This is a genomic window from Streptomyces siamensis (genome assembly GCF_039543605.1).
In the GTDB taxonomy this organism is placed as follows: Bacteria; Actinomycetota; Actinomycetes; order Streptomycetales; family Streptomycetaceae; genus Streptomyces; species Streptomyces siamensis.
Map to the genome: position 1 here is coordinate 345,482 of NZ_BAABKB010000021.1, position 22,124 is coordinate 367,605.

22 protein-coding genes are annotated in these 22,124 nt (G+C 70.5%); 12 read left to right on the forward strand and 10 right to left on the reverse strand.

The window, feature by feature from the left end:
* The first annotated feature begins 117 nt into the window (after positions 1–117).
* Positions 118–762 (forward strand): DsbA family oxidoreductase, encoded by a 645-nt coding sequence (locus ABEB03_RS25995; RefSeq protein ID WP_345654188.1) that lies wholly within the window; start codon positions 118–120, stop codon positions 760–762.
* Positions 763–1,045: 283 nt separating this feature from the next.
* On the forward strand, positions 1,046–2,296 hold the full coding sequence (locus ABEB03_RS26000) for an LPXTG cell wall anchor domain-containing protein (protein ID WP_345654191.1): 1,251 nt from the start codon (positions 1,046–1,048) through the stop codon (positions 2,294–2,296).
* Between the two features lie 160 nt (positions 2,297–2,456).
* Here the strand turns inward: ABEB03_RS26000 and ABEB03_RS26005 are convergent, their stop codons facing one another.
* Positions 2,457–2,927, reverse strand: a complete 471-nt coding sequence (locus ABEB03_RS26005; RefSeq protein WP_345654194.1) for a DUF6174 domain-containing protein — start codon at positions 2,925–2,927, stop codon at positions 2,457–2,459.
* A gap of 261 nt (positions 2,928–3,188) precedes the next feature.
* On the reverse strand, positions 3,189–3,629 hold the full coding sequence (locus tag ABEB03_RS26010) for a VOC family protein (protein WP_345654197.1): 441 nt from the start codon (positions 3,627–3,629) through the stop codon (positions 3,189–3,191).
* A 364-nt stretch (positions 3,630–3,993) separates the two neighbouring features.
* Here ABEB03_RS26010 and ABEB03_RS26015 point away from each other — a divergent pair, with 364 nt between their 5' ends.
* On the forward strand, positions 3,994–4,980 hold the full coding sequence (locus ABEB03_RS26015; protein ID WP_345654200.1) for a sigma-70 family RNA polymerase sigma factor: 987 nt from the start codon (positions 3,994–3,996) through the stop codon (positions 4,978–4,980).
* Between the two features lie 71 nt (positions 4,981–5,051).
* Here the strand turns inward: ABEB03_RS26015 and ABEB03_RS26020 are convergent, their stop codons facing one another.
* On the reverse strand, positions 5,052–5,465 hold the full coding sequence (locus ABEB03_RS26020) for a DUF1398 family protein (RefSeq protein WP_345654203.1): 414 nt from the start codon (positions 5,463–5,465) through the stop codon (positions 5,052–5,054).
* Between the two features lie 163 nt (positions 5,466–5,628).
* Here ABEB03_RS26020 and ABEB03_RS26025 point away from each other — a divergent pair, with 163 nt between their 5' ends.
* From ABEB03_RS26025 to ABEB03_RS26035, 3 genes are all read left to right on the forward strand, one after another.
* Positions 5,629–6,075, forward strand: coding sequence for a MarR family winged helix-turn-helix transcriptional regulator (locus ABEB03_RS26025; RefSeq protein ID WP_345654206.1), 447 nt, complete (start codon positions 5,629–5,631; stop codon positions 6,073–6,075).
* An 879-nt stretch (positions 6,076–6,954) separates the two neighbouring features.
* The gene (locus ABEB03_RS26030; protein WP_345654209.1) at positions 6,955–7,179 is read left to right on the forward strand and encodes a hypothetical protein; all 225 of its coding nucleotides are present in this window, start codon (positions 6,955–6,957) and stop codon (positions 7,177–7,179) included.
* 23 nt (positions 7,180–7,202) lie between these two features.
* Positions 7,203–7,634 carry an SHOCT-like domain-containing protein gene (locus ABEB03_RS26035; RefSeq protein WP_345654212.1) on the forward strand — a complete coding sequence of 144 codons (432 nt, stop codon included), beginning with the start codon at positions 7,203–7,205 and terminating at the stop codon, positions 7,632–7,634.
* Positions 7,635–7,763: 129 nt separating this feature from the next.
* Here the strand turns inward: ABEB03_RS26035 and ABEB03_RS26040 are convergent, their stop codons facing one another.
* The 3 genes from ABEB03_RS26040 to ABEB03_RS26050 all read right to left on the reverse strand — a co-directional run bounded on the left by ABEB03_RS26040 (position 7,764) and on the right by ABEB03_RS26050 (position 11,282).
* Positions 7,764–8,987 carry an IS110 family RNA-guided transposase gene (locus ABEB03_RS26040; protein ID WP_345654216.1) on the reverse strand — a complete coding sequence of 408 codons (1,224 nt, stop codon included), beginning with the start codon at positions 8,985–8,987 and terminating at the stop codon, positions 7,764–7,766.
* A 267-nt stretch (positions 8,988–9,254) separates the two neighbouring features.
* A complete protein-coding gene (locus ABEB03_RS26045; protein WP_345654769.1) occupies positions 9,255–10,157 on the reverse strand; it encodes an EamA family transporter in 903 nt (300 codons plus the stop codon).
* A gap of 189 nt (positions 10,158–10,346) precedes the next feature.
* On the reverse strand, positions 10,347–11,282 hold the full coding sequence (locus ABEB03_RS26050; protein ID WP_345654218.1) for a LysR family transcriptional regulator: 936 nt from the start codon (positions 11,280–11,282) through the stop codon (positions 10,347–10,349).
* A 161-nt stretch (positions 11,283–11,443) separates the two neighbouring features.
* Between ABEB03_RS26050 and ABEB03_RS26055 the strand changes: the two genes are divergently transcribed.
* The 3 genes from ABEB03_RS26055 (at position 11,444) to ABEB03_RS26065 (ending at position 15,700) form a co-directional block, all read left to right on the forward strand.
* Positions 11,444–12,772, forward strand: a complete 1,329-nt coding sequence (locus ABEB03_RS26055) for an MFS transporter (RefSeq protein ID WP_345654221.1) — start codon at positions 11,444–11,446, stop codon at positions 12,770–12,772.
* Positions 12,773–13,084: 312 nt separating this feature from the next.
* Positions 13,085–13,930, forward strand: a complete 846-nt coding sequence (locus ABEB03_RS26060) for an endonuclease/exonuclease/phosphatase family protein (protein ID WP_345654224.1) — start codon at positions 13,085–13,087, stop codon at positions 13,928–13,930.
* Positions 13,931–14,203: 273 nt separating this feature from the next.
* Positions 14,204–15,700, forward strand: a complete 1,497-nt coding sequence (locus ABEB03_RS26065; protein WP_345654227.1) for an IMP dehydrogenase — start codon at positions 14,204–14,206, stop codon at positions 15,698–15,700.
* 129 nt (positions 15,701–15,829) lie between these two features.
* Here ABEB03_RS26065 and ABEB03_RS26070 read toward each other — a convergent pair whose 3' ends face one another.
* Positions 15,830–16,729 carry a phosphotransferase gene (locus tag ABEB03_RS26070; RefSeq protein ID WP_345654230.1) on the reverse strand — a complete coding sequence of 300 codons (900 nt, stop codon included), beginning with the start codon at positions 16,727–16,729 and terminating at the stop codon, positions 15,830–15,832.
* Positions 16,730–16,947: 218 nt separating this feature from the next.
* On the opposite strand from ABEB03_RS26070, the gene ABEB03_RS26075 reads away from it, so the two are divergent.
* Positions 16,948–17,955: a DNA polymerase Y family protein gene (locus ABEB03_RS26075; protein ID WP_345654233.1), complete on the forward strand. Its 1,008-nt coding sequence runs from the start codon at positions 16,948–16,950 to the stop codon at positions 17,953–17,955.
* A 143-nt stretch (positions 17,956–18,098) separates the two neighbouring features.
* Here ABEB03_RS26075 and ABEB03_RS26080 read toward each other — a convergent pair whose 3' ends face one another.
* Entirely contained in the window at positions 18,099–18,332 is a 234-nt protein-coding gene (locus ABEB03_RS26080; RefSeq protein WP_345654236.1) for a hypothetical protein, read from the reverse strand.
* Between the two features lie 284 nt (positions 18,333–18,616).
* Positions 18,617–19,369: a TioE family transcriptional regulator gene (locus ABEB03_RS26085; protein ID WP_345654239.1), complete on the reverse strand. Its 753-nt coding sequence runs from the start codon at positions 19,367–19,369 to the stop codon at positions 18,617–18,619.
* 58 nt (positions 19,370–19,427) lie between these two features.
* On the opposite strand from ABEB03_RS26085, the gene ABEB03_RS26090 reads away from it, so the two are divergent.
* Positions 19,428–20,633: an erythromycin esterase family protein gene (locus ABEB03_RS26090; protein WP_345654242.1), complete on the forward strand. Its 1,206-nt coding sequence runs from the start codon at positions 19,428–19,430 to the stop codon at positions 20,631–20,633.
* A 123-nt stretch (positions 20,634–20,756) separates the two neighbouring features.
* Positions 20,757–21,269 (forward strand): hypothetical protein, encoded by a 513-nt coding sequence (locus ABEB03_RS26095; RefSeq protein ID WP_345654245.1) that lies wholly within the window; start codon positions 20,757–20,759, stop codon positions 21,267–21,269.
* A gap of 3 nt (positions 21,270–21,272) precedes the next feature.
* On the opposite strand, the gene ABEB03_RS26100 is transcribed toward ABEB03_RS26095, so the two are convergent.
* Positions 21,273–22,115 (reverse strand): alpha/beta fold hydrolase, encoded by an 843-nt coding sequence (locus tag ABEB03_RS26100; RefSeq protein ID WP_345654248.1) that lies wholly within the window; start codon positions 22,113–22,115, stop codon positions 21,273–21,275.
* Between the last annotated feature and the right edge of the window lie 9 nt (positions 22,116–22,124).

Consider the following 22,124-nt stretch of genomic DNA (forward strand, 5'->3'; position numbering starts at 1 on the left):
GAGACGTTCGAAATAGATGGTCGGTCGTCTATATTGGAACCGGCCAACCGGGCCGTCCCGGCGGTGAAAGCGTCTGATCGCAGAGCGTTACCGCGTAAACGCAAGGAGATGTTGAACATGCGTGTCGAAATATGGACCGATATCGCCTGCCCCTGGTGCTACGTCGGCAGGGCTCGCTTCGATCGAGGGCTCGCAGCGTTCGCCCACCGTGACCACGTGGAGGTCGTCCACCGCTCCTTCGAACTGAACCCCGAGGCCTCCGACGGTGACGTGCCGATCATCGACGCGGTCGCCGCCCAGTACGGGCGCACCCGTGAGCAGCAGGTCGCCCGGGAGGAGCAGGCCGCGGCCATGGCGCGGGAGGTGGGACTGGAGTACCGCATCGGCGGCCGTGTCTTCGGGAACACCTTCGACCTGCACCGGCTCGCCCACTTCGCCAAGACGCATGGCCGGCAGGCCGAGTTGATGGACGTCGCCTTCCGGGCGAACTTCGCGGAGGAGCGTTCGGTGTACGACAGGCGGACACAGCAGAGTCTGGCCGTCGAGGCGGGGCTCGATGCCGCGGAGGCACGGGAAGTGCTCGAGAATCCGGACGCGTTCGCCGCGGAGGTCCGGGCCGACGAGCGACTGGCGGCCGAACTGGGCGCCACCGGTGTGCCCTTCTTCGTACTGAACCGGCGCTACGGGGTGAGCGGTGTCCAGGCGCCGGAGGGGTTCACCCGAGCGCTGGAGCAGGCCTGGGCGGATCGACCGGCCGCCTGAAGGCGTCGCCGGGAGGGGCGGGAACCCCGACACTCCCAGGGCTCGGCGGCAGCCGGCCGGCTGCCGCCGACCAGAGGCCTGGACGCTTGTCGCCGTGCGCGACCGTCCGGGGCTCCCCACTCGACCCCGCCACGCCCTCCGATCTCTTCCCCTCGCTTCGGATCCCTCCTCTCCCTCTCCTCGAACAGCGGCACAACCCTTGAGGCCGTCCAGGTGTCCAAGACGTGACCGGATGGCGAACCTCCGGTCGCCTTGCTTCCTGTTCCGACGAGGAGACCCATCCGTGCGCCAGCACATTCGCACCTCGCACCTCCGCGTGTCGGCGGCCTGCGTGGCCGCTGCCGCGATCGCCGCGGTCGCACCCGCGGTCGTCGCTTCCCCGGCGCATGCCGAGGAGGGCGAGCCCTCACTGGTGATCTCGAGCCTGCCTCGCACCTCGCCCAAGCCCGGTGAGGTGTACGACAAGTCCGTCGCCATCACCAACAAGGGCACCGCGGCAGCGGACGGCGTCACGTTCAGGGTCCGGCTGACGCGAGGGCTCGACTTCCCCGAGGAGGTCGAGGGCTGCACCTACTCGACCGTCCAGGACCAGGTCAGGCAGGCCCTGTGCGAGCTCGACACCGTCATAGAACCTGGCGCTTCCATCGAGACCCCGGTGCGGTTCAAGGCGCTGCCCAACGCGTTGATGGAGGCCGTCCAGTACGGCACCTCGGCCACCGGTGAGGAGCCGGGCGAAGGCTTCAGCGACAGTCACCGACGGCTGACCCTGACCGCCGACAGCTCGGCCGACCTCGCCGCCGTCGGCGAGGACACCGAAGCCCTCGCGGGCAACCGTCAGTCCATCACCGTCAGGCTCCGCAACGAGGGCCCCGGCTGGATCCAGAACCAGGAGAGCGACGACCAGACGGCGCTCATGGTCCGGATCCCCAAGGACACCGTCGCCACCGAAGTCCCCAAGGAATGCGCTCCGTTCGGGATCGACGGCCCGAACGCTCCCGGGGGCACGCCGGGCAAGTCCACCTACGTCTGCTGGCCCGCCGACTACACCATGGACGTCGGCGAGGAGCTCTTGTTCACGTTCATGCTGAGCATCGACGACGACGCACGGACCACCACGGGCTGGGTGAAGGCGACCTCCGCCTACGACATCCACCCGTTCTTCGACAAGAACCCCGCCAACGACAAGGACACGATCCGCGTCGCCATCCCCACCGACAACGAGGAGGACCCCACCACGGGCGGCTCCTCCACCGGCGGCGGTTCGACCGACGCAGGCTCGACCACGGGCGGCGGCAACCACCACGAGGGCCAGTCCACCGGCGGATCGGGCGGCGGTACGGGCAGTACCGGCTCGACCTCGACCGGCACCTCGACGGGTGGGAGCTCCACCACCGGTTCCGTCGACGGCAACCTGGCCAGCACCGGCTCCGACGGCACTCCGCTCATCGCAGCAGCCGCGGCTGCCACTGTCGCTCTCGGCGGCGGCCTGGTCCTGGCCGTACGTCGTCGCCGCGCGACCGCCAAGCCCTCCTGACGACGCCCTGTCCGTGAGGCCGCGGCCCTGATGACGCCCCGCCCTTGAGACCGACCGCCGAAGCATCCGGCAGGGTCCGGTCTCAGGGGTACGGGGCCGACATCGGCTTCTGCGACGGCCGCGAGGAGCACGGCGGGTGGCGGGCAGGGCTCGAGTCGGCTCAGGCCGCGCGGTACGCGCTGATGACGTACCGGGCTTCGTCGTCGATGGCGTTCTCGTCCCAGTCGAGCGAGATCCGCGCGGGATGACCGTCCGCCGCGTACGCCACCTCGGCCGTGTCCGCGTGGTCGCGTCGGGCCTGGTCCACCTGCTCGAGCAAGGAGCCGATGGTCGGCACCTCGTCGGGCATGCCTTTCACCACGCGGCGTCCGCTGTCGTCGAGGCCCACGGCCTGGGACACCTTTCCGCCTCGCACCGTGATCCGGAACGTTCCGATCAGGGAGCGCTCGCCCTCGCTCGACTCCAGTGTGTAGCTGTAGGAGGAGGGTTCCTTCCAGGTGTTCACCGTGGTCTCCTGTCGGGCCGAGCCCGTGACAGCGTCGTTGCCGCAGGCCGAGGTCGACCACACCAGTGCGCCGGTGAGTACGACGACGGGAAGCGCGGCGCGTGGTCGGGGACGGTGGACGCTCATGTAGTCCTCCTTCGCGGTGGTCCGCCTCTGTGACGCGGCCACGGCGCCGAACGTTCGCGCCGACCGCGCCGATCCATGGCGGACACGGCCGGCACGGTCGACAACCCCCTTCCGGACGAGAGTTGTTGCTCCATGCGGTGCGCCCCGCTCATCGACGTCGATCCGACCGAAAGGGAGCGGGACGAAGAGGTCCGTCGCCGGCGCGACCTGGGCGCTCGGCACGCCGACGTCGGCCACCGGGGCGATGAGAGCCGGGTGCCGTCAGTCGAGCTGTTCGGCCAGTCCGACGACGATGCCCTCGGGACCGCGGACGTAGCAGAGGCGATAGATGTCCTCGAACTGCGCCACCTCGCCGACGAGTTCGGCACCGTGGGTGCGCAGGCGGGCGATGACGTCATCGATGTCGTCGACGGCGAACATGACGCGACGGATGCCCAGTGTGTTCGCCGGCGCGTCCTTCGGCTCGGCGCTGATCGCCTCCGGGGTGTGGAACATCGCCAGCTCGATTCGGCCGTGGCCGTCCGGGGTCCGCAGCATGGCGATCTCCTGCCGGACGTCGTCGACCCCGATGACGCGCTCCACCCAACGCTCCTCGAGCCGCATCCTGCCTTCCAGCTCCATGCCGAGTTCGACGAAGAAGGCGATGACGGCGTCAAGGTCGGCGACAACGATGAGGACGTTGTCCATCCGCTGGATCGTCATGGTGGGTCTCCTCGGTGGGTAAGGCCATGGTGGCCGCATCTGCCCCTGGGACGGAGCCGCCAGGCCGTTCTCGACATCGCGCCACATCTTCTTCGAGACGTTCCTGCGCAGCAGGTCGTCACGTCGACACCGGACCTGGCGGCCAAGCCTCCATGCCCCACGTCAGCCGTAAGAGCCGCAGCCGACAGAGACACGTACTTTGTTCCGGTGGGGGCGCACTCGGCGTCGAGGGGCGTGCTCCGGCGGTAGGTGCCTCCCGGAGGACATGAGTCGGCAGCACCGTGACCGCGTCGACGGGACGACTGGTATCAGTGACGATGATCCAGGCCGGTGGCCTGGGACTTCTCTTCGAAAGGTGCGGGGCGTGGGGGACACCGGGGCGGCAGACGCGACGGCGGAGGCGCTCGATGCGTACCGGGGTGAACTGACCGGCTACTGCTATCGGATGCTGGGCGCGTACGCCGAGGCCGAGGACGCCGTGCAGGAGACGCTGGTACGGGCGTGGCGGGGCATCGAGCGGTTCGAGGGGCGGTCGTCACTGCGGTCGTGGGTGTACCGGATCGCCACGAACGTGTGCCTGGACGCCCTGGCCTCCGGCAACCGGCGGGCCCTGCCGATGGATCTGGCCGGTCCGGCGGACGGTGCGACCCCGCCGGGGACCCTGGAGGATGCCGCGCTGTGGATCGAGCCCTGTCCGGCCGGCGATCCGGAGACGGCCGTGGCGGTCGGCGAGTCGGTGCGGCTGGCGTTCGTCGCGGCGCTCCAGTGCCTGCCGCCCAAGCAGCGGGCGACCCTGATCCTGCGGGATGTGCTGGGCTTCTCGGCCCGCGAGGTCGCCGATCTGCACGGCTCCACCGTCGCCTCGGCCAACAGCGCCCTGCAGCGGGCCCGTTCGACACTGTCCGCGCACCGGGACTCCGCGGGTGACCCGGCGCCCGAGCCGTCCGACGCCGTTCGCCGGGTGCTGGCCCAGCGGTACGCCACGGCCTTTTCCCGGTACGACATGGAAGAGTTGAGCATGCTCCTCCATGTGGACGCCACCATGTGCCTGCCGCCGTACGCGAAGTGGATGCGCGGAGTCTCCGACATCCAGGCGTGGCTGACCGGTCCGGCCGTAGATTGCCGGGGCTCCCGCATGGTCCCCACGACCGCGAACGGCAGTCCTGCCTTCGGCCAGTACCGCCCCGACCCGGACGGAACCGGCTACGTGCCGTGGGCTCTACAGGTCCTCGAGTTCTCCGGCGACCGCATCACGGGCATCGTGGCCTTCCGCGACTCCGGACGGCTCTTCCCGGTCTTCGGTCTCCCCGACCACCTGCCCGAGGGCAGGCACCTCGCCGCCCCGGCCTGATCGCCAGTACGGCTGGAGTACGTCCGCCCTCGCCCCGGGCGGCGCCGACTCAGGGGCCCGACGGCGCACGGTCAGATCTCGACCGAGGGGTAGCTCTCGGTGTAGCTGTCCCCGTCGGCGCCGTAGTAGGTGCACGTGCGGGCGCCCAGGTCGACGTCGTACCGGACGACTCCGGCCTGCCAGCAGCCCTGGAGGAACTCGGGGAACGTGGTCTCGCCCGCCTGGTCGGCGCGCAGCGCGCCGACCAGGGCCTGCCGGTCGAACGGTGCGACGTCCGCCATCCCGGTGATCAGCGGTTCGCCCTGGACGGCGATGGGACCGGCGTCGGTCCGGTAGAGCATCGCATTGGACGGCACCGCCATCGCGCAGCAAAGGACGCCCGCCTGACGGAGCGACTCGGCGAGGTAGGGGAAGCCGCCGACCTCGGGGCGGACGGCGGCCGCCCGCTCCAGAGCGGATTGGAGGTTGGAGATCGCTGTGGTCATGGTTCTTCGGCCTTTCGGGACGGGGAACGGCGGTCGGGACGACATGCCTGCCGGGACTCGGTGCCGGGAGACCTTCGTCCGACCGTTCGCCCGGCGCGCCGATCCGATACAATGACAACATGTTGTCTGACTGGCAATGTGTTGTCAAAGGGAGGGGTGTGCGATGGCCGATGAGGCGGCACTGCTGATCGCCGACGTGTACGAGGCCGCCGGGGCCCTGCGTCGGCTGGGCGAGCGGACCGCCGGTGCGGAGGGGCTCACCCAAGCTCGCTGGCAGGTCCTGAGCGCCGCGTCCGAAGAACCGCTCACCGTGCCCCAGGCCGCCCGGCGCCTCGGTGTCAGCCGCCAGAACGTCCAGCGCGTCGCCAACGACCTCGTGGAACTCCGGCTCGCCGCCTACGTCCCGAATCCGGACCACCGCGGCTCCCCTCTGCTGACACTGACGCCGTCAGGCACGGATGCGCTCGCCCGGGTCACCGCCAGAAGCGAGCAGCTGCACCGCACTCTCTTCGCGGCCATCCCCGAGGAGGAGATCCACACCACCAGGGCATCGCTGCGTCGACTGCTCGCCGAGCTCGACCGTCATGAGGGGACGGCCGGCAAGCGGTAGCCGATGCGGAAGCCTCGATCCGTCGCCACGACGAGGGGGCCGTCAAGGGTGCGCGCACGGAGGCGCGACCCATACCGGCGTACTCGGTCGGTCAGCTCTCCGGCAGCACGAGCCACATCTCGGAGAAGGAGAGGCCGTGCCGGTGGTACACCGTGCCGCAGGGGCAGCCCAGCGTGACCCGACGCCAGTCGCAAGTCACCGTCCATGGACCGTCTTTGCCTCCGCACTCCGGGCACGCGACGGTGTCGGCCGCCCAGACCCCGCTCGCAGGTCTGGTGTAGTGACGGAACCTCCCCGTGTACCGGGCCTGCCAGGACTCCACCGGTGGTGTGAGCGGGGCAGTGCCGGGCGCCCTCGTCGCGAGGAGGGCGCTGAACAGTGAGGTCAGCTCGGGGAGCAGGGCTTCGCCTGCCTCGGTCGGTGGCGCCGCGCCTTCCGCCGCCCCTGGCACGGGTCCGTACCTGGGGGCCGCGGCCGCGACCGGTGGATTCGGGGCAGCGTGCCAAGGCAGCAGCGCACGGGCGACGGCGGCCAGGAGAGCCGCGGCGGTCGGGCTGACGGCACCGGCGTCGAGGTGGTGAACGGTCGTCCGGAGTATGCGTTGAAGTCTTCTGTCCCCGTCCGTCGCCCGGGTCCGCTCCGCCGCGCCTCGTCGGGCCGGAAGCGGGGCGGTGAGGCGGGCGAGGACAGCCGCCACCGCTTCGGCATCCGTTGAGGAGAGGTGCCACTCGCCCGAGGCGAGGAGTCGCCGGGTTCGCCCGAACTCCAGAGCGAGAGCGCGCGTCGACAGGGGCAGGGGGCTCGATGCCGTGCCCGCTTCTCCGTGCGCGCCGGTCATTGATTCTCTCCTCGCTCGCATCGGGCGCGGGGGCGTATGCGATGCCGCGCCCGATCGTCCTGGCCGCCCGCGATTCTTGCAGGTCGCCACCGCTTCTTGCTCAAACTGAAGGAGACGCCGTCCTGGCCGGACTGGTCGTCTGCCGCGTCACCGGGGTGAGCCCGGTGGGCGCGTTGCGCGCCGCCGGACACCTGGTGTGGGCGCTGCCCGGCACCCGGTTCGAGATCGAACAGGGCCGCACGGCCGTACTGGTAACCGTCAGATGAGTCAGAGGACAAAGGAGTCAACGATGAACGAGCAGCGCCGTCAGGTCCTGCAGATGCTGGCCGAGGGCAAGATCACCGCGGACGAGGCCGAGCGGCTGATCGACGCCCTCGAACGCCAACAGCCCGAGGCACCGCAGGGAACCGAGTCCCGTGCCAAGGCCCGACCCAAGTATCTGCGCGTGGTCGTGAACGCGGCGGACGACTCGAGCGGCGACGGGCAGAGCCGGGTCAACATCCGGGTCCCGCTCCAACTGCTGCGCGCCGGGGTACGGCTCACGAGCCTCATCCCTCCGCAGGCACGCGCCAAAGTCAACGCGCAGTTGAACCAGTCGGGCGTACCGATCGATCTCGCCGAACTCAAGCCGCAGCACCTCGAGGAACTCATCGAGCAGATCGACGATCTCACCGTCGACGTCGACGACCCCGACGGCAAGGTGCAGATCTTCTGCGAGTGACGGCACCGCGCCACTGGATGCCGACGGTGACGTCGGGCGTCCACTGCGGCCACCAAGTCGCGTGCCCCGTTCCTTCCCGGTGGTCGGGTTCCGTTCCCGCCGGTCAGACACCCCATGTCGTTGGGGGTGTCAAGCGGGCTGGGGGTAGGCGTGGTGTGACCACGCGGTTGCCTCGTCGTAGGTGGTGCGGGTTTTGAGGCATCCGTGGAGGATGCCGACGAGACGGTTGCCGAGCTGGCGGAGGGCGGGGTTGTAGCCGATCTCGCGGGCTCGTTGCTTGTCGTAGTAGCGGCGGGCGCCGGGTGAGGCCCGCAGCGCGCAGAAGGCTTGGGTCTGGAGAGCGTCGGCCAGGCGGTTGTTGCGGACGTAGCGGGCTTGGACGGTGTGGCTCTTGCCGGAGGCCCGGGTGACGGGGCTGGTGCCGGCATAGTTCTTGCGGGCTTTCGCGGAAGCGTACCGCTCGGGGTCGTCTCCGAACTCGGCGAGCACCCGGGCCCCGGTGATCTCCGCGATGCCGGGCATCGAGAGGTAGATCTCAGCGTCCGGGTGCTTGAGAAAATGGGCCTTCACCTGCTCTTCCATCACGGCGATCTGCTCGTTCAGCGCGATGAGCAGCCGGGCGTGTGCGGTCACGGTGGCCGCGTAGGCGGCGGTGACCTGCTCGGGCAGAGCGAGTTGCCGCTCACGCAGGGCAGTCTGGACAGTGGCCGCTTTCGCGTCGCGGTTGCGTCGGCGGTGGCGGGCCAGGACGGCAGTGATCTGGGTGCGGGTCAGCTTCGCCCCGGTAGCCGGTGTGGGTGCTTTGATCAGCAGTTCGAGGGCGTCGGTGCTGGTCAAGGTGAGATCGGCGTAGGCAGCCAGAGCTGCGGGGAAGTACTCGCGCAGCGTGCTGCGAAGCCGCTGGAAGGTGCGGGTACGTTCCCAGATCAGTGTCTGGTGGGCGCGGGCGACGACCTTCACGGCCTGGGCGGCCTCGCTGTCCCCGGCCACCGACCGCAGCCGGTCGCGGTCGATGCGGACCATGTCGGCGAGTGCATGTGCGTCACCCTTGTCGCTCTTGGCACCGGAGGAGGCGTACCGCTCCTTGAACCGGGCCACCTGGCGGGGGTTGATCGCGTAGACCTGGTAGCCGGAGGCCACCAGAGCCTGCACCCATGAGCCCCGGTCGGTCTCGATACCGACGACGACCTCCGCGGGCTCCAGCTCGCCGCCGTGACGGGCGATGAGTTCGTGAAGCTTGGCGATGCCTGCCACGCCTTCGGGCAGGTTCGCGGTGGCCAGCTTGCGGCCGCTCTCGTCCTGGAGCTCGACATCGTGGTGGTCTTCGGCCCAGTCGTCACCGATCAGCAGCAACAAACCCTCCCCAAGTGCCTTCCTCGTACCGCGGCGTAGCCTGCGGAAGGCACGGCACGCGGCCTAATGGATCCAGTGCTCACGCCCGACGGGGCGGGCACGCCACCCCATCAGCGGTCTGGCCTCCCGGCCACCAGCAGGGGCACGGTCTGACCGCAGAAGTCAGTGCTTCCGGCGTCGATAGTGCTCACCTGCTAACGGCTACGGAACCGAGCATTCCCCGGCTCCGTAGCTCCCATTAGGCGTCCGGGTCTTCCGTTCACGGCGTCAGGCGTCCGGGCGGCTGCCGCGTGCGGCGCCTGCCGACGCGGCCACCACGCACAGCACCGCGATCCACTGCGACCAGTGCAGCGACTCCTGGAGCACGACGAGTCCGATGAGAGCCGCCGTCGCCGGTTCGAGGCTCATCAGGATGCCGAACACACGCGGTGGGATCTTGCGCAGTGCTTCCAGGTCCAGCGAGTACGGAATCACCGACGACAACAGCGCCACGCCGAGTCCCGCGATCAGGACCCACGGCTGGGCCAGCGCCGTTCCGCTGTCGGCCACCCCGAACGGCACAGCCACCAGCGCCGCCACGGCCATCCCCAGGGCCAGTCCATTGCCTTCCGTGGTGCGGCGGCCCAACGCCGCGCCGACCAGGATGTACAGGCCCCAGCAGGTTCCCGCGGCGAGGGCGAACAGCAGACCGGCGAGGTCGAGGTCGCCGCGTCCTTCCATCAGCAGCACCACACCGCCCGCCGCGAGCACGGCCCAGAAGGCGTCCAGCCATCGCCTCGACCCGGCCAGAGCCACCGCCAGCGGCCCGAGGAACTCGACGGTCACCGCGATCCCCAGCGGGATCCGCGCCAGCGCCAGATAGAAGCAGAGGTTCATCAAGCCGAGCGTCACGCCGTAGCCGAGCACCACGGTCCACGTGCGACGGCTCATACGCAGCGACGGTCGCCACCACAGCATCAGCACCGCCGCCGCGAAGAACAACCGCAACGCGACTGTCCCGAAGCTGCCCACTTCAGTGAACAGGTGCTTGGCCAGTGCCGAGCCCACCTGAACACTGACGATGCCCAGCAGAACCAGCGCCGTCGGCGGGATCGTGCCGAAGGAGCTTCCGGCCCGCGCGGTCGGAGAGGAACGGCGCGACAGGCCGCGTTCAGTCCTGTCGACATTCATGGTGGCCACGCGTGGATTGTCGATGAACGGCCGCCGCACGGCACGCCATTTTCACCGGAGCACCCAGGCGTCGGGCGGCGACGGGAACGCCGGATCGTACCAACTCCGTTGACACAGCGGGCACTTGGGAACGGCTGCAACCCGCCGAGGTGGCTGCTGTCCGGGCCTTCCGCGCTGCGGCGGCGACGCTCAGCGCGGAAAGACCCAGCTCGGCGTCCAGGTGCCGGCCTCGTCGTGGTCGCCCGCGGTGGCGGTGAGGTGGGCGCGGAGTGTGGTCAGCGCCGGGTGGGGGTTGTCGCGATGCCAGAGGAGCGAGTGCGGGTACACGGGTGTCGGGTCGGTGATCGGGATGCGGCGCAGGCCGTGGCCGGCGGGCCAGACCAGGCGGGTCTGCCCGCCCATGAAGGTGGCCAGGGCCGGGGTGTCGGCGATGGTGTCGAGGAGCGCGTCGGAACCGAAGTTCGGGCCGGTCGCCTCGATGGTGAGGCCGAACTCGGCGACGAGATCGTCGTAGTAGGCGGCCCACTCGCTGCGAGGGACGATGCCTGGCATCCAGATCCGGTGTCCGGCGAGCTGGGCGAGGGTCACCGATCGTGCGGACGCCAGCGCGTGGGCGGGACCGGTGAGGAGCTGGAGCGGCTCGTCGAGCACCCGGACGGACTCGATGTCCTCGGGCAGAGGCCGGTCGGGCGCGGCGACGGCGCGGAAGGACGCGTCGATCGCACCGGACCTGATGGCGGTGACGGCCGTCTCGATGTCGAGCAGCATCACCACGTCGAGCTCGATCTCGGGGTACGCGCGGTGGAATCCACGCATCAGACCCGACGCCGCACCGCGCGAGGCGATCACGTCGACGCGCAGCGGACGGCGGCCGGTACGCACGGACGCGACGGCGCGCTCGGCGACGCGCAGCAGCTCGCGCGCGTGGGGCAGGAACGCCTGCCCGTCGATGGTGAGCTCGGCGCCGCGCGGTGTGCGGGTGAACAGCCGCACACCGAGGTCGCGCTCCAGCGCGGCGATGCGCTTGGAGACGGCCTGCTGGCTGACCGCCAGCTCGGCGGCGGCCTCCTGGAACCGTCCCGCGTCGGCGGCGGTGACGAAGGTCCGGACGGTGTCGAGGTCCATACCGACACCCTATGGCCACAACCAATGGTTGTGGCGATCTGCTCCGTGGTTGTTTGACCCCAGGTCATGGGGATCGCTTTGATGCTTCCGATCGCGGATCGGTTGTGCGGATCGCGGATCGGCCGAGGGGATGACTGGATGAGTGGCGAGGGGCGTCGGGCATGAGGAGCGGGCACCGGCTGGGGCGGCCGTTCGGGTGGCTCTGGGGAGCGTACGGGACCAGCGCGCTCGGCACATGGCTGGCCTTCGGCGCGTTCCCGCTGATCGCCATCCGGGTGCTGCACTCCGGGCCCGCCGAGGTCGCCGCGCTCTCCTCCGTGGGGGCGGCGGTCGGCGCGGCCGTGGCGGTGCCGCTCGGCCCGTGGGTCGAGTTCCGCCGCAAGCGGCAGGTGCTGATCGCCACGGACCTGGTCCGCTGTGCGGCGCTCCTGACGGTCCCTGCCGCGTTCGTGCTCGGCGTGCTCACCTTCCTTCAGCTCCTGCTGGTCTCGGTCGTCGTCGCCGCGGCCGACATCGCCTTCCGCGCGGCCTCCGGCGCGTACCTGAAGACGCTGCTGCCGGCCGACGACCTGCTCGTCGCCAACGCCCGCTTCGAGTCGACGGCCTGGACGACCACGATCATCGGACCGCCGCTGGGGGGCGCGGCGATCGGGCTCCTCGGCCCGGTGGCGACGGTGGTGGCCGACGCGGCCAGCTATCTGCTCTCGGCCCTGGGCATCCGCGCGACGGGCGGGCACGAGCCGCGGCCCGAGCGCGGGGAGGCCGCGCGTATGCGGGCCGGGGACCTGCTGGACGGCTGGCGGTACATCCTCGCCGACACGACACTGCGTCCGCTGTTCTTCAACACCGCCTTGTTCAACGGCCTGGTGATGGCCACCCAGCCGCTGCTGGCCGTCCTGATGCTCGGCCGGCTCGGGTTCGCGCCGTGGCAGTACGGCCTCGCCTTCGCCGCGCCCGCGATCGGCGGGCTGCTCGGTTCTCGGCTGGCCCGGCCGCTCGTCACCCGCTTCGGCGGGCGTCAGGTCCTGGTCCTGGCCGGGGCACTGCGCGCGATCTGGCCCATCGGCCTGGCTTTCCTGGGGCCGGGCACCGGAGGGCTGCTCCTGGTGATGGGCGTCGAACTCGGGCTCATCTTCTGCTGCGGGGTCTTCAATCCCGTCTACACCACCTACCGCCTCGAACGCACCGCGACCGACCGCGTCGCCCGCACCCTGACCGCCTGGGCGGTGACGACCAAGGCCTCGACCGCGCTCCTGACGGCGCTCTGGGGCCTGCTGGGCGGCCTGCTCGGCTCGCGCACGGCCATCGGCCTGGCCGGGGTGCTCCTGCTGGCAACCCCGCTGCTGCTCCCGCGACGCGCGTCAGCGCATCACTCAGAGCCGGAGCCGGATCCTAGGGCGGAGCCGGAGCCGGAGCCGGACTCAAGGGCGGAGCCGGAGCCGGAGCCAAGGGCGGAGCCGGAGCCGAAGTCGGCGCCGAGTCGCACCTGACGACAGCTGGTCGTCCGTTCCGTCGCGACGCCTCACACCGAGATCGGTGACGGCGGAATCGCGCGTGCGCCCCGTCTCCTGCCCGTGCTGGTCTCGCTCGTCCCGTGCTCGTGCGTCACGCCGCTTCCGGTCAGCTCGTCCCGGGCTCCCCGCAGGTGCGGAAGGTGGAGGTTCCCGACCTGCAGACGACTCGGCGAGGCGGAACTCATGGGTCGTGCGCGACAGGCGGCGCACGTGCCGTCGACCACCCGTGACATACCCTCGTCGACGGAGACGCCGTGTGATGCCCTGGGCATCAACTCTGGGGAGGCGATGATGCTCGGAAGGGGCACGCGGTTGCTCGCGGGCGCCATGGCCGCGCTGTGCCTGCTGCTCATCGGCCCCAGCGCACCGAGCGGTGCCCCCGTCGCCAAGCCGCTGCCGGCCGACGCCGCCACGGACGTCGTACCGAACCGGGTCATGACGTGGAACATCTGCAATCCCTGCAATCGAAGCGGGCAGAACCTCGGCCGCGCCATGGAGATCGCCACGTATGCGCCGCAGGTCGTCGGCCTGCAAGAAGCCTGCGTGCGTGACGTCGAGAAGATCCGGGAGTACCTGCAGAACTTCTACGGGCTGGTGTACCACGTCGAGTACGGGTCGGTTCTCCGGAATTGGGGCCGCTGCGGGGGATGGCCCTGGCGCCCGGGGGGCTTCGGACAGGCGATCCTCTCGGCGGCACCGATGACGGACCGCGTGACCGTCGAATACCCCGACGGCGGATCCGAGGACCGCGGGTACATGGCGGTCACCACCACGGTGAGCGGCCGTTCCGTCCGCGTCTTCAACACCCACCTCGCGCAGCGGCGTCAAGAAGCAGTCCGGGCGGACCAGATCGGGGTACTCGCCGCGGAAGTCGCCCGGCACGACCGCGCGATCGTTCTCGGTGACTTCAATTCCGTGCCGGACGCCCCCGAACTCAGCCGGATGTGGCCACTTGCCGCGGACGCGGACCCCCAGTGCCGTCCCTCGCCCGCGGGTGCCTGCGAGCCGACCACCGACTGGTACAGCAAGTTCGACTACGTCTTCCTGCGAGGCATCGCCCCGCTCGCCCACCGTGTGCATGCCAGCCCGTACTCGGACCACCATCTGCTGTACGCCGACCTGGGCGCGACCTAGCCTTCGGGGAGCCCGGGTCGACGAACTGATGCACCCGACCAGGGGTGTTGGCGACCGGTGAGGGGTCACGATTCGTGCGGCAGCCGCGTTGATCGATAGGGTGCGGTGTCACGACCGCACCCCGTTCGATCCACGGGCCGGTCAGGGCTCTGCCGCAGTCGGTGGCACCTCCACGGCTGCCGTGCCGATCTCTGCCCGCCCGGGCCCTGGGACACGGGGGCGATCCTCACGGCGGGGGCAGTCGGGCCCCGGCCGACGGGTCAGGAGGAACGAGTGGCACAGATCATCGCCGAGGTCTCACGGACGTTCAACGAGTTTCTGCTCCTGCCGAACCGGACCCGGACCGACTGCTCGGTCGCGACGGTCGATCTGCGCGCGCCCCTGGTACGGCACATCGCGGGCGAGGCGTCGGCGATCGAGCTGCGGTCCCCGTTCACGTCCGCGATCATGCAGGCTGTCAGCACACCCGAGCTGGCGATCGCGCTCGCGCGCAACGGAGGTCTCAGCTTCCTGCACCACAACCAGCCGATCCGGGACCAGGCCGCGGCGGTCCGCCAGGTGAAGAACTTCAAGGCCGGATTCGTCACCAGCGACACGAACGTCCGACCCGGCGACAGCCTGAGCATCCTGGTCGACGTCATGCGCCGCACCGGCCACAGCACCGCCGCGGTCACCCATGACGGGACCGCCACCGGTCGCCTGCTCGGCCTGGTGACCTCCCGGGACTTCCACCCCCAGCGCCACGACCTGGACGGCCCGGTCAGTGGACGCATGACCGCTGTCGCCGACCTGGCGCCCGCCGGGCCCGACATCACGCTGTCCGAGGCCAACGCGAGGTTGTGGGACGAGCGGCTGGACTGTCTCCCCGTCCTCGACACCGAGGGCCACCTGCAGCATCTGGTGTTCCGTTCCGACTACGCGGACAACAAGCGCTTCCCGAACCAGGTCGTGGACGGTGCCAAGCGGCTGCGCGTGGGCGCGGGTATCAACACCCACGACTATCAGGAACGCGTCCCCGCCCTGCTGGAGGCGGGTGTGGACGTGCTGTGCTTCGACTCGTCCGACGGCTACAGCGACTGGCAGGCGAAGGCTCTGACCTGGGTGAAGAAGCACTATCCCGAGGTCCCGGTCGGTGGCGGCAACGTGGTCGACGGCGAGGCCTTCACCTTCCTCGCCGAGGCGGGGGCGGACTTCGTCAAGGTCGGAGTGGGCGGCGGCTCCATCTGCATCACCCGGGACCAGAAGGGCATCGGCCGCGGCCAGGCCAGCGCCGTACTGGACGTCGCGGCGGCCCGGGACGCCTTCAGTGAGCGCACCGGCGAGTACGTGCCGATCTGCTCGGACGGCGGGCTGGTCCACGACTACCACGTCTCCCTGGCGCTCGCGATGGGAGCCGACTTCGTCATGATGGGGCGGTACTTCGCCCGCTTCGACCAGGCCGCCGGCGCGAAGCTGCCCACGCGCGACGGCTTCGTCAAGGAGTACTGGGGCGAGGGCTCGAACCGGGCCCGCAACTGGCAGCGCTACGGGCAGGGAGGCCAGGGGCTGGTCTTCGAGGAGGGCGTGGACGGCCACGTCCCCTATGCGGGCGACCTCAACGAAGGGCTCGCCCTGACCATCGCCAAGCTCAAGGCGACGATGGTGTCCTGCGGCTCCGACACTCTGCCGGAGTTCCAGTCCACGGCCCGGCTGACCCTCGTCTCGGACCAGAGCTTCCAGGAGAGCCACGCCAACGTCACCGTGCGGGAGGCCCCGGCGACGGTCTCCTGACAGGTTGCCGGACCGGCAGAGCGGTTTCTGGTCGGAGGGTGATCCGACCGGAACCGTCGTGCCCGGCGGTGCGCGATGGTCTGCGAGTTCGGCGGGCCGAAGTTCGCGAGTCTGCAGTCGCGTTGATCGTCAACACCGGTCCTGGAGAACACGATCGAGCGCCGCCCGGCCTGCAGGTCCCCAGTTCGGCTTGCCGCCGGGAAGGCCCCGATCTCCGTTCTGCCCCATCAGCATCAGGAAGAGGCTCTTCAGGGCAGCCAGCCCGCGGGCACGACGGATCGCGGCCTCGTCCGCGTTCGCGTACGTGTCGAAGAACCGTGAAGCGGTGCCCGCGGGGAGCAGCACCCATGCGGCGGCGAGGTCCCACGCCGGATCGCCGGCGAACATGGCACCGAAGTCCACGATGCCCGAGAGCGTTCCGTCCGAGACGACGACGTTCGCGGGATGAAGGTCGCCGTGCACCCAGAGCGGCGGGCCCTCCCACTCGGGCGCCGCGACGGCGTCGTCCCAGACGGCCCGGACATCGTCGGCGAGGTCGTCAGGAACGACGGCGTGGAAGTAGCGGTCGAAGCCGTCCGTGCACTCCTTGGGGTGAGCGCCGAAGTCTGCGCTGACCGGCGCCTCGGCGGGCGCCTCCACGTGGAGCGCCCGGAGAAAGCCCGCCAGCGTGTCGGCCGCGTGGGCGCCGCGACTGATCGAGCCGTGGTCCAGCGGCTCGCCGGGAACCCATGTCATCACGGTCCAGTGCTTGGGGAAGCGCGCGGACGGTTCACCGGACCGCACCGGGGTCGGCACCGGGAGCGGCAGGAGCGGGGCCAGCACCGGTAGCCACCGCCGCTCCTTGAGCTGGAGTTCCGGGGTGGGGTCCATGCGCTGCATGCGCACGGCCAACTCGTCCCCGAGGCGCCACATTTGGTTGCCCCAGCCGCCCACAACCTCGCGGATGGCCAGCCCTGCAAGGTCTGGATGTTGCTCCTGCAGCAGGTCACGGACCAGGTCCGCGGTGATCTCGATCTCGGAGGTGGTCATGCGAAGCCACAGTACTGGGGCAGGCGGAGCAGCTCTTGCTCTCCGGAGGATCTGGCCACTCGACCTTCTCTGCGAGAGATCAGCCACCGGTCGCATGTTCGCGAGCTGTCGCGCTCCGCGGGCCAGCCGTCACGCTCCGTCACGGCAGTGGTCGCCGCCTTCCTCACTCGCGTGTTCGAATTTATGTTCGATATCCTGCGGAAGGAGGTGAGCGCGAGATGGCGATGCGGTCGACGGAGGACCGGCAGGGTGTGGTGATGCATGTGCGTGGCCCCGACCGGCTGTCGGAGGACACTTACCGTCAGGTGCTGGAGTTGCTGGCGGAGCTCTCGCCGGTGGTGCAGGCGCTGCCGCCCACCGCGGCCCTGGTGGACCTGCACGGGGCGCTGCGCTATCACGGCGCTACCGCACGCCGCCTGGCAGAGGTGCTCCGCGTCAGGGCGATCGCCCGCCTCGGCGTCGACGTCCGGGTCGGCATCGGCCCGACCGTCACGGTCGCCGCGACCGCCTCCGCCCAGGTACCGGGCCCCGGCGGCGTCCTCGCCGTCGACGCCGAACAGGCCATCGGCTGGCTGACGCGCCTGCCGGTCGAAGCCCTGCACGGCATCGGCCCCCGGCAGGCGGCCGTCCTGATCGACTACGGCATCCACTCGGTGGGCCTGCTCGCCGCGATCCCGCCGGCCACCGTGCAGCGCCTGCTCGGCGGCAAGGCGGGCCGCCTCGCCACCGACCGGGCCCGTGGCGTCGACCCCCGCGCCGTCGTCCCGCGCGCCCTGCCCCCGACGGCCGCCGTGCGCTGCTCGTTCGACCGGCACACCCTGGACGGCGCCACGGTGCGTGCCGCTCTGCTCGATCTGGTGGTGCGACTGGGCTCCCGGCTCCGCGGTCGCGATCAGGCCGCCCGCGCCCTGACCTTGACCCTCGAGTTCGCCGGTCGAAGCACCTGGGAGAAGACCCGGCGTCTGCGCGAGCCGTCCGCGCACGACGACGACCTGCGCCATCTCGCCTACCAGCTGATGGATGCCGCAGGCCTGCAACGCGGCCGCCTGACCGGACTCGCCCTGAAGGCCGAGGATCTGACCGCCGCCGACCAGGTCGCCGAGCAGATCAGTCTCGACACCGGGCGCGAGGCCCGCCTGGTCGCCGAAACGGCCATCGACCGGGTCCGCGACAAGTTCGGCCCCCGTGTCATCGGACCCGCAGCCGTCTACCGCCGAGCCTCATGACTTCTGACCGAGGGTCCGGCAGCGCCGGGGTGCGAAGCCGGGAGAGACCGCGGAACCGCCCACGGGCGGGCGGTTCCGCGGCGGGCAGGCCGCGGGCTGACGGAGGTTCGGGCGCCCTGAACCCGCACAGCGAGGGCGCGCGGTCAGGCCGGGATGAAACCGGGCCACCAGGAAGGCACGTTCCCCGGGCACGACGGGTCCGGATACGAGTCCGCCATGCCGAGCCACGTCACCAGGAACCAGGTGAACCACACGGTGAAGACGATCCCCGCGGCCAGTGCCGCACGCCGGTGACGCCTTCCCAGCGTGCCGTGCAACACGACCCAAGGAACGCCCGCCGCGAGCCATATGAGAGGGGCGAGGAAAAGCAAAGTCATGCTGTCGGCACCGGCGTTGACGCCGACGTCGCACGCAGCCCACACCCGCCCGACGGCGACGACGGAGACCACCGAGGTCAGACCCCCGAAAAGGACGCCGAACAGAACCCCTCTGGACCAGGGTCTTCGAGGACTCGACGGCCCCGCTGCCATCTTCCGTCTCCCGTCGTCGTAGAGGCGGAGACTACCAACGACCCGGACACGAGCTCTTGCGCTCGCATCCCGGAGCCGCTGTCGGCGGATGAGCCCACAGCCGAGGCACTCGCAGACGCCATGCAGGTCGCTCATGGAGGTCGCTCGCGCAGATACGCCTCCAACTCGGCGGCCCCTGCCAGCATCGCCCGCCCACGGGCGGACAGCCGGTCACGCCAGTCGCCCAGTGCGGCTCCGAGCGGCTCCAGCCCACCGGCGGCCCGCACCTGGGTGATCAGCGGGGCAATCTGTTCCAACAGATAGCCGCCCCGGCGGAGTTGGTGGGCAAGTCGTGCGTCCCTGACGTCCGCCTCGTCGTACACGCGGTACCCGGTCTGCGGGTCGCGCCGGGGGCTCACCAGTCCTGCCCGCTCCCATTTGCGCAGCGTCGCCGGCCGGATGCCGAGCTTCCCGGCCAGCGGCCCGATGAACGTACCCCCGGACCCGGACACCGCGGCCGGTTCGGAGCGCACGCCGGCTTCGGACGCCGTGACGGGCGCCAGGTCACGCAGGGCGCTCTCCACGACCTGGAGGGTCCGGCGGTCGTCGAGGAGCTGGGTGTGGCTCTCGTCGATGAGGCGGAAGGCCTCCTCGGCCGATCCCTCGTTCACCGCCCGCATGATCGCCGTCGCCGTCCGGTGTCCGTGTCCGGGCACCAGGGCCAGGAACGCGCGCAGTGCCCCCGCGTGCAGTGAGGTGTAGGTGCGATAGCCGTGGGGTGTGCGGTCGGCGACCGGCAGGATGCCGGCCACCTCGTAGTTCCTGACGGCCTGCGTGGACAGGCCGTGCGCGCGGGCCAGGTCGACCGGCCTGAGGTGTCTGTCGTTTTGAGGGTTTCGACCCATGACCCTGCCGATATCGTGGAAAAGTTTCAACCGAAGGTTCAACGATAGCGTTGAAGGCATGGACATCGACATCACGGACACCGCCCATGCCGTCGAGGCCACCGCCGTCATGAAGCTGCTCCCGGCCCGACCGCAGGTGCTCGCCCTCGGCGAGCCCACCCACGGCGAGGACACACTCCTCGAACTGCGCAACGCACTGTTCCGGCAACTCGTCGAGCAGGAGGGCTATCGGACGATCGCCATCGAGAGCGACTGCGTCAAGGGCCTGATCGTGGACGACTACGTCACCTCGGGAATCGGCAGCCTCGACGACGTCATGGAGCGCGGCTTCAGCCACACCTGGTTCAACACCTCCGCGCCCAATCGCGAGTTGGTGCGCTGGATGCGCGCGTACAACGACGCCCGGCCCGCATCCGAGCAGGTCCACTTCGCCGGTATCGACGGCCCGTTGGAGATGACCGAGGCCGCCAGCCCCCGACAGGCGCTCACCGCACTCCACGACTACCTTGCGTCCCGGGTGGACACGGACCTGCTCCCGTGCACCGCGGACACGCTCGACCGCCTCCTCGGCCCCGACGACCGGTGGACCGATCCCGCGGCGATGACGGAACCGGACCGGTCCGTGGGGCAGTCGGCCGAGGCCAAGGAACTGCGCCTGTACGCGGACGACTTGGGGGCGCTGCTCGATGAGCACACACCGCACCTGATGGCGGTCTCGTCACCGCAGGACCATGAGCGGGCACGCCTCTACGCGCGCACCGCCATGGGCCTGCTGCGCTACCACTACTGGATGGCCGACACCTCACCGAGCCGCATGACGCGGCTGGTGGGTCTGCGCGATTCGATGATGGCCGACAACCTCCTCGCCATTGCCCAACGGGCCCCGGCACTGGTGCACGCCCACAACGGCCACCTCCAGCGAGAGAAGAGCACCATGCGGATGAGTGGCCGCCCGCTGCGGTGGTGGAGCGCCGGCGCGCTCGCCGGCGCCCACCTGGGCGAGAGGTACGCCTTCCTCGCCACGGCTCTCGGCACGATCCGGCACCAGGGAGTGGACACCCCGCCGCCGGACACCGTCGAAGGTCTCCTGTACGCGCTCCCCGAGGACCGCTGCCTCGTCGACGCTCCCCGGCTCGCCACCGTCCTCGGCGACAGCCGACCCGCCCCTCGTGTGTCCCCCTACTTCGGCTACGCCCCACTCGACCCGGCCCATCTGGCCGGCAACGACGGGATCGTGTTCGTCAAGGACGTCCCGCAGAGCTAGCGCTGCCGGCAGCAGGCCCGCCTGGGTACCTCGTGTCCGCGGGAGGCGGTCCCGGCCGGCGGCCGCGCCGCTGAGGTACGTTCGGCCCATGACGCACTTCACGGACTCCGCCCCGGTGGCCCCGTGAGCGGTTGGTGGCCCTACCTGGAGGAACGCACCCGCGGGGAGGTCGACGCGAACGTGCTGCGCGACCGCCGACTCAGGGCGGTCAAGGCCGTGCTGGAAGCGCTGCGCCCGCTGGGAGTGGGCCTGTTCGAGGCCGAGCAGGTGGTCCACGCGCGCTACGAGGCTTTGGGCGACCGAGTGCGACGCACCCCGCCGGACGCGCTCGACGTCTCCTCACTCGCAGCCCGAGCGGAAGCCCTCCCGGGCCGGGTGGCCGCCGTCGAGGCCGTCTGGGACGGCGACACCGTCCACGACTGGTTCGTGGTCCTGGTCGCCGTCCTGGACGGCCCCTCCAGGGAAGGCCACTTGGCCACCGTGTATCACCGTTCCGGCGCTGCCGCGCCGGGCACCGTCGCAGCCGGCGCGGGACAGGCCCTGGCCGACCACCTCGGGGTGCCTTTCCACTTCGCGTCCCCGGAGGCCCCCGATGACGAGGCCCCACGCCGGCGGACACTCCAGTCGGGCCCCTGACGGTCAGGGGTGGGCGGACAGTTCCCGCTCCAGGCCGTTGAGGAAGTCGGTGACGATCCGGGTGTACTCGTCGGGGCGGTCGAGGTTGGGGAAGTGGGCGGCGTCGTCGATCGCGGCCGTCCGGCCTCGTGGTGCCGTGAGGGCTATGGAATCGGCCATGGCGCGGAGCTCGGGTGCGTCCTGTGCGCCGTTGAGAGCGAGTACGGGGACGGTGATGCGGCCGGCCCGGGTGCGGAGGTCCTTGACCGGGATGTGGTGATCGGGTTCGTCGAGCGTGTGCTTGCCGATGGTTCGCTGGCGCATCTCGCGCAGGCGTGTGTAGACCTCGGGCCGGACCGCGTCCCGCGGGCGCTCGGGGCCGTGCGCCCAGGCGTCGCTCGCATCGTGCCAGGCCGCGATGTCACCGGAGGCCAGGGCCGTGAATTGGGCGTTCTGGAACTCCTTGGACCACGACTCGGTGAACTCGTATTCGTTCGTGCCGCCGCCGGAGACGACCAGGGCCCGGACGAGCTCGGGGTGTTCCAGTGCGGTCGCCACGGCGAGCACCGCGCCCATGGAGACGCCGACGAGGACGGCGGGGCCGGTGTCCAGGTGACGCAGCAGCTCGGCGAGATCGTCGGCCTGCCGGAACGGGCGGCTCGCGTTGGCGGACCGTCCGTGGCCGCGGGCGTCGGGCGCGATCACGCGGAACTCCCTTGAAAGCGCCGGGACTTGCTCGTCGAACATGGTGTGGTCGACGAAACCCGCGTGCAGCAGCACGACGGGCAGGCCGGTGCCGCCGGTGTCGCGATAGGCGAGGTCGCCGTCGGAGGATGCGAAGAAGCGGAGGTCGGAAGCTGAAGTCATGACAACTAA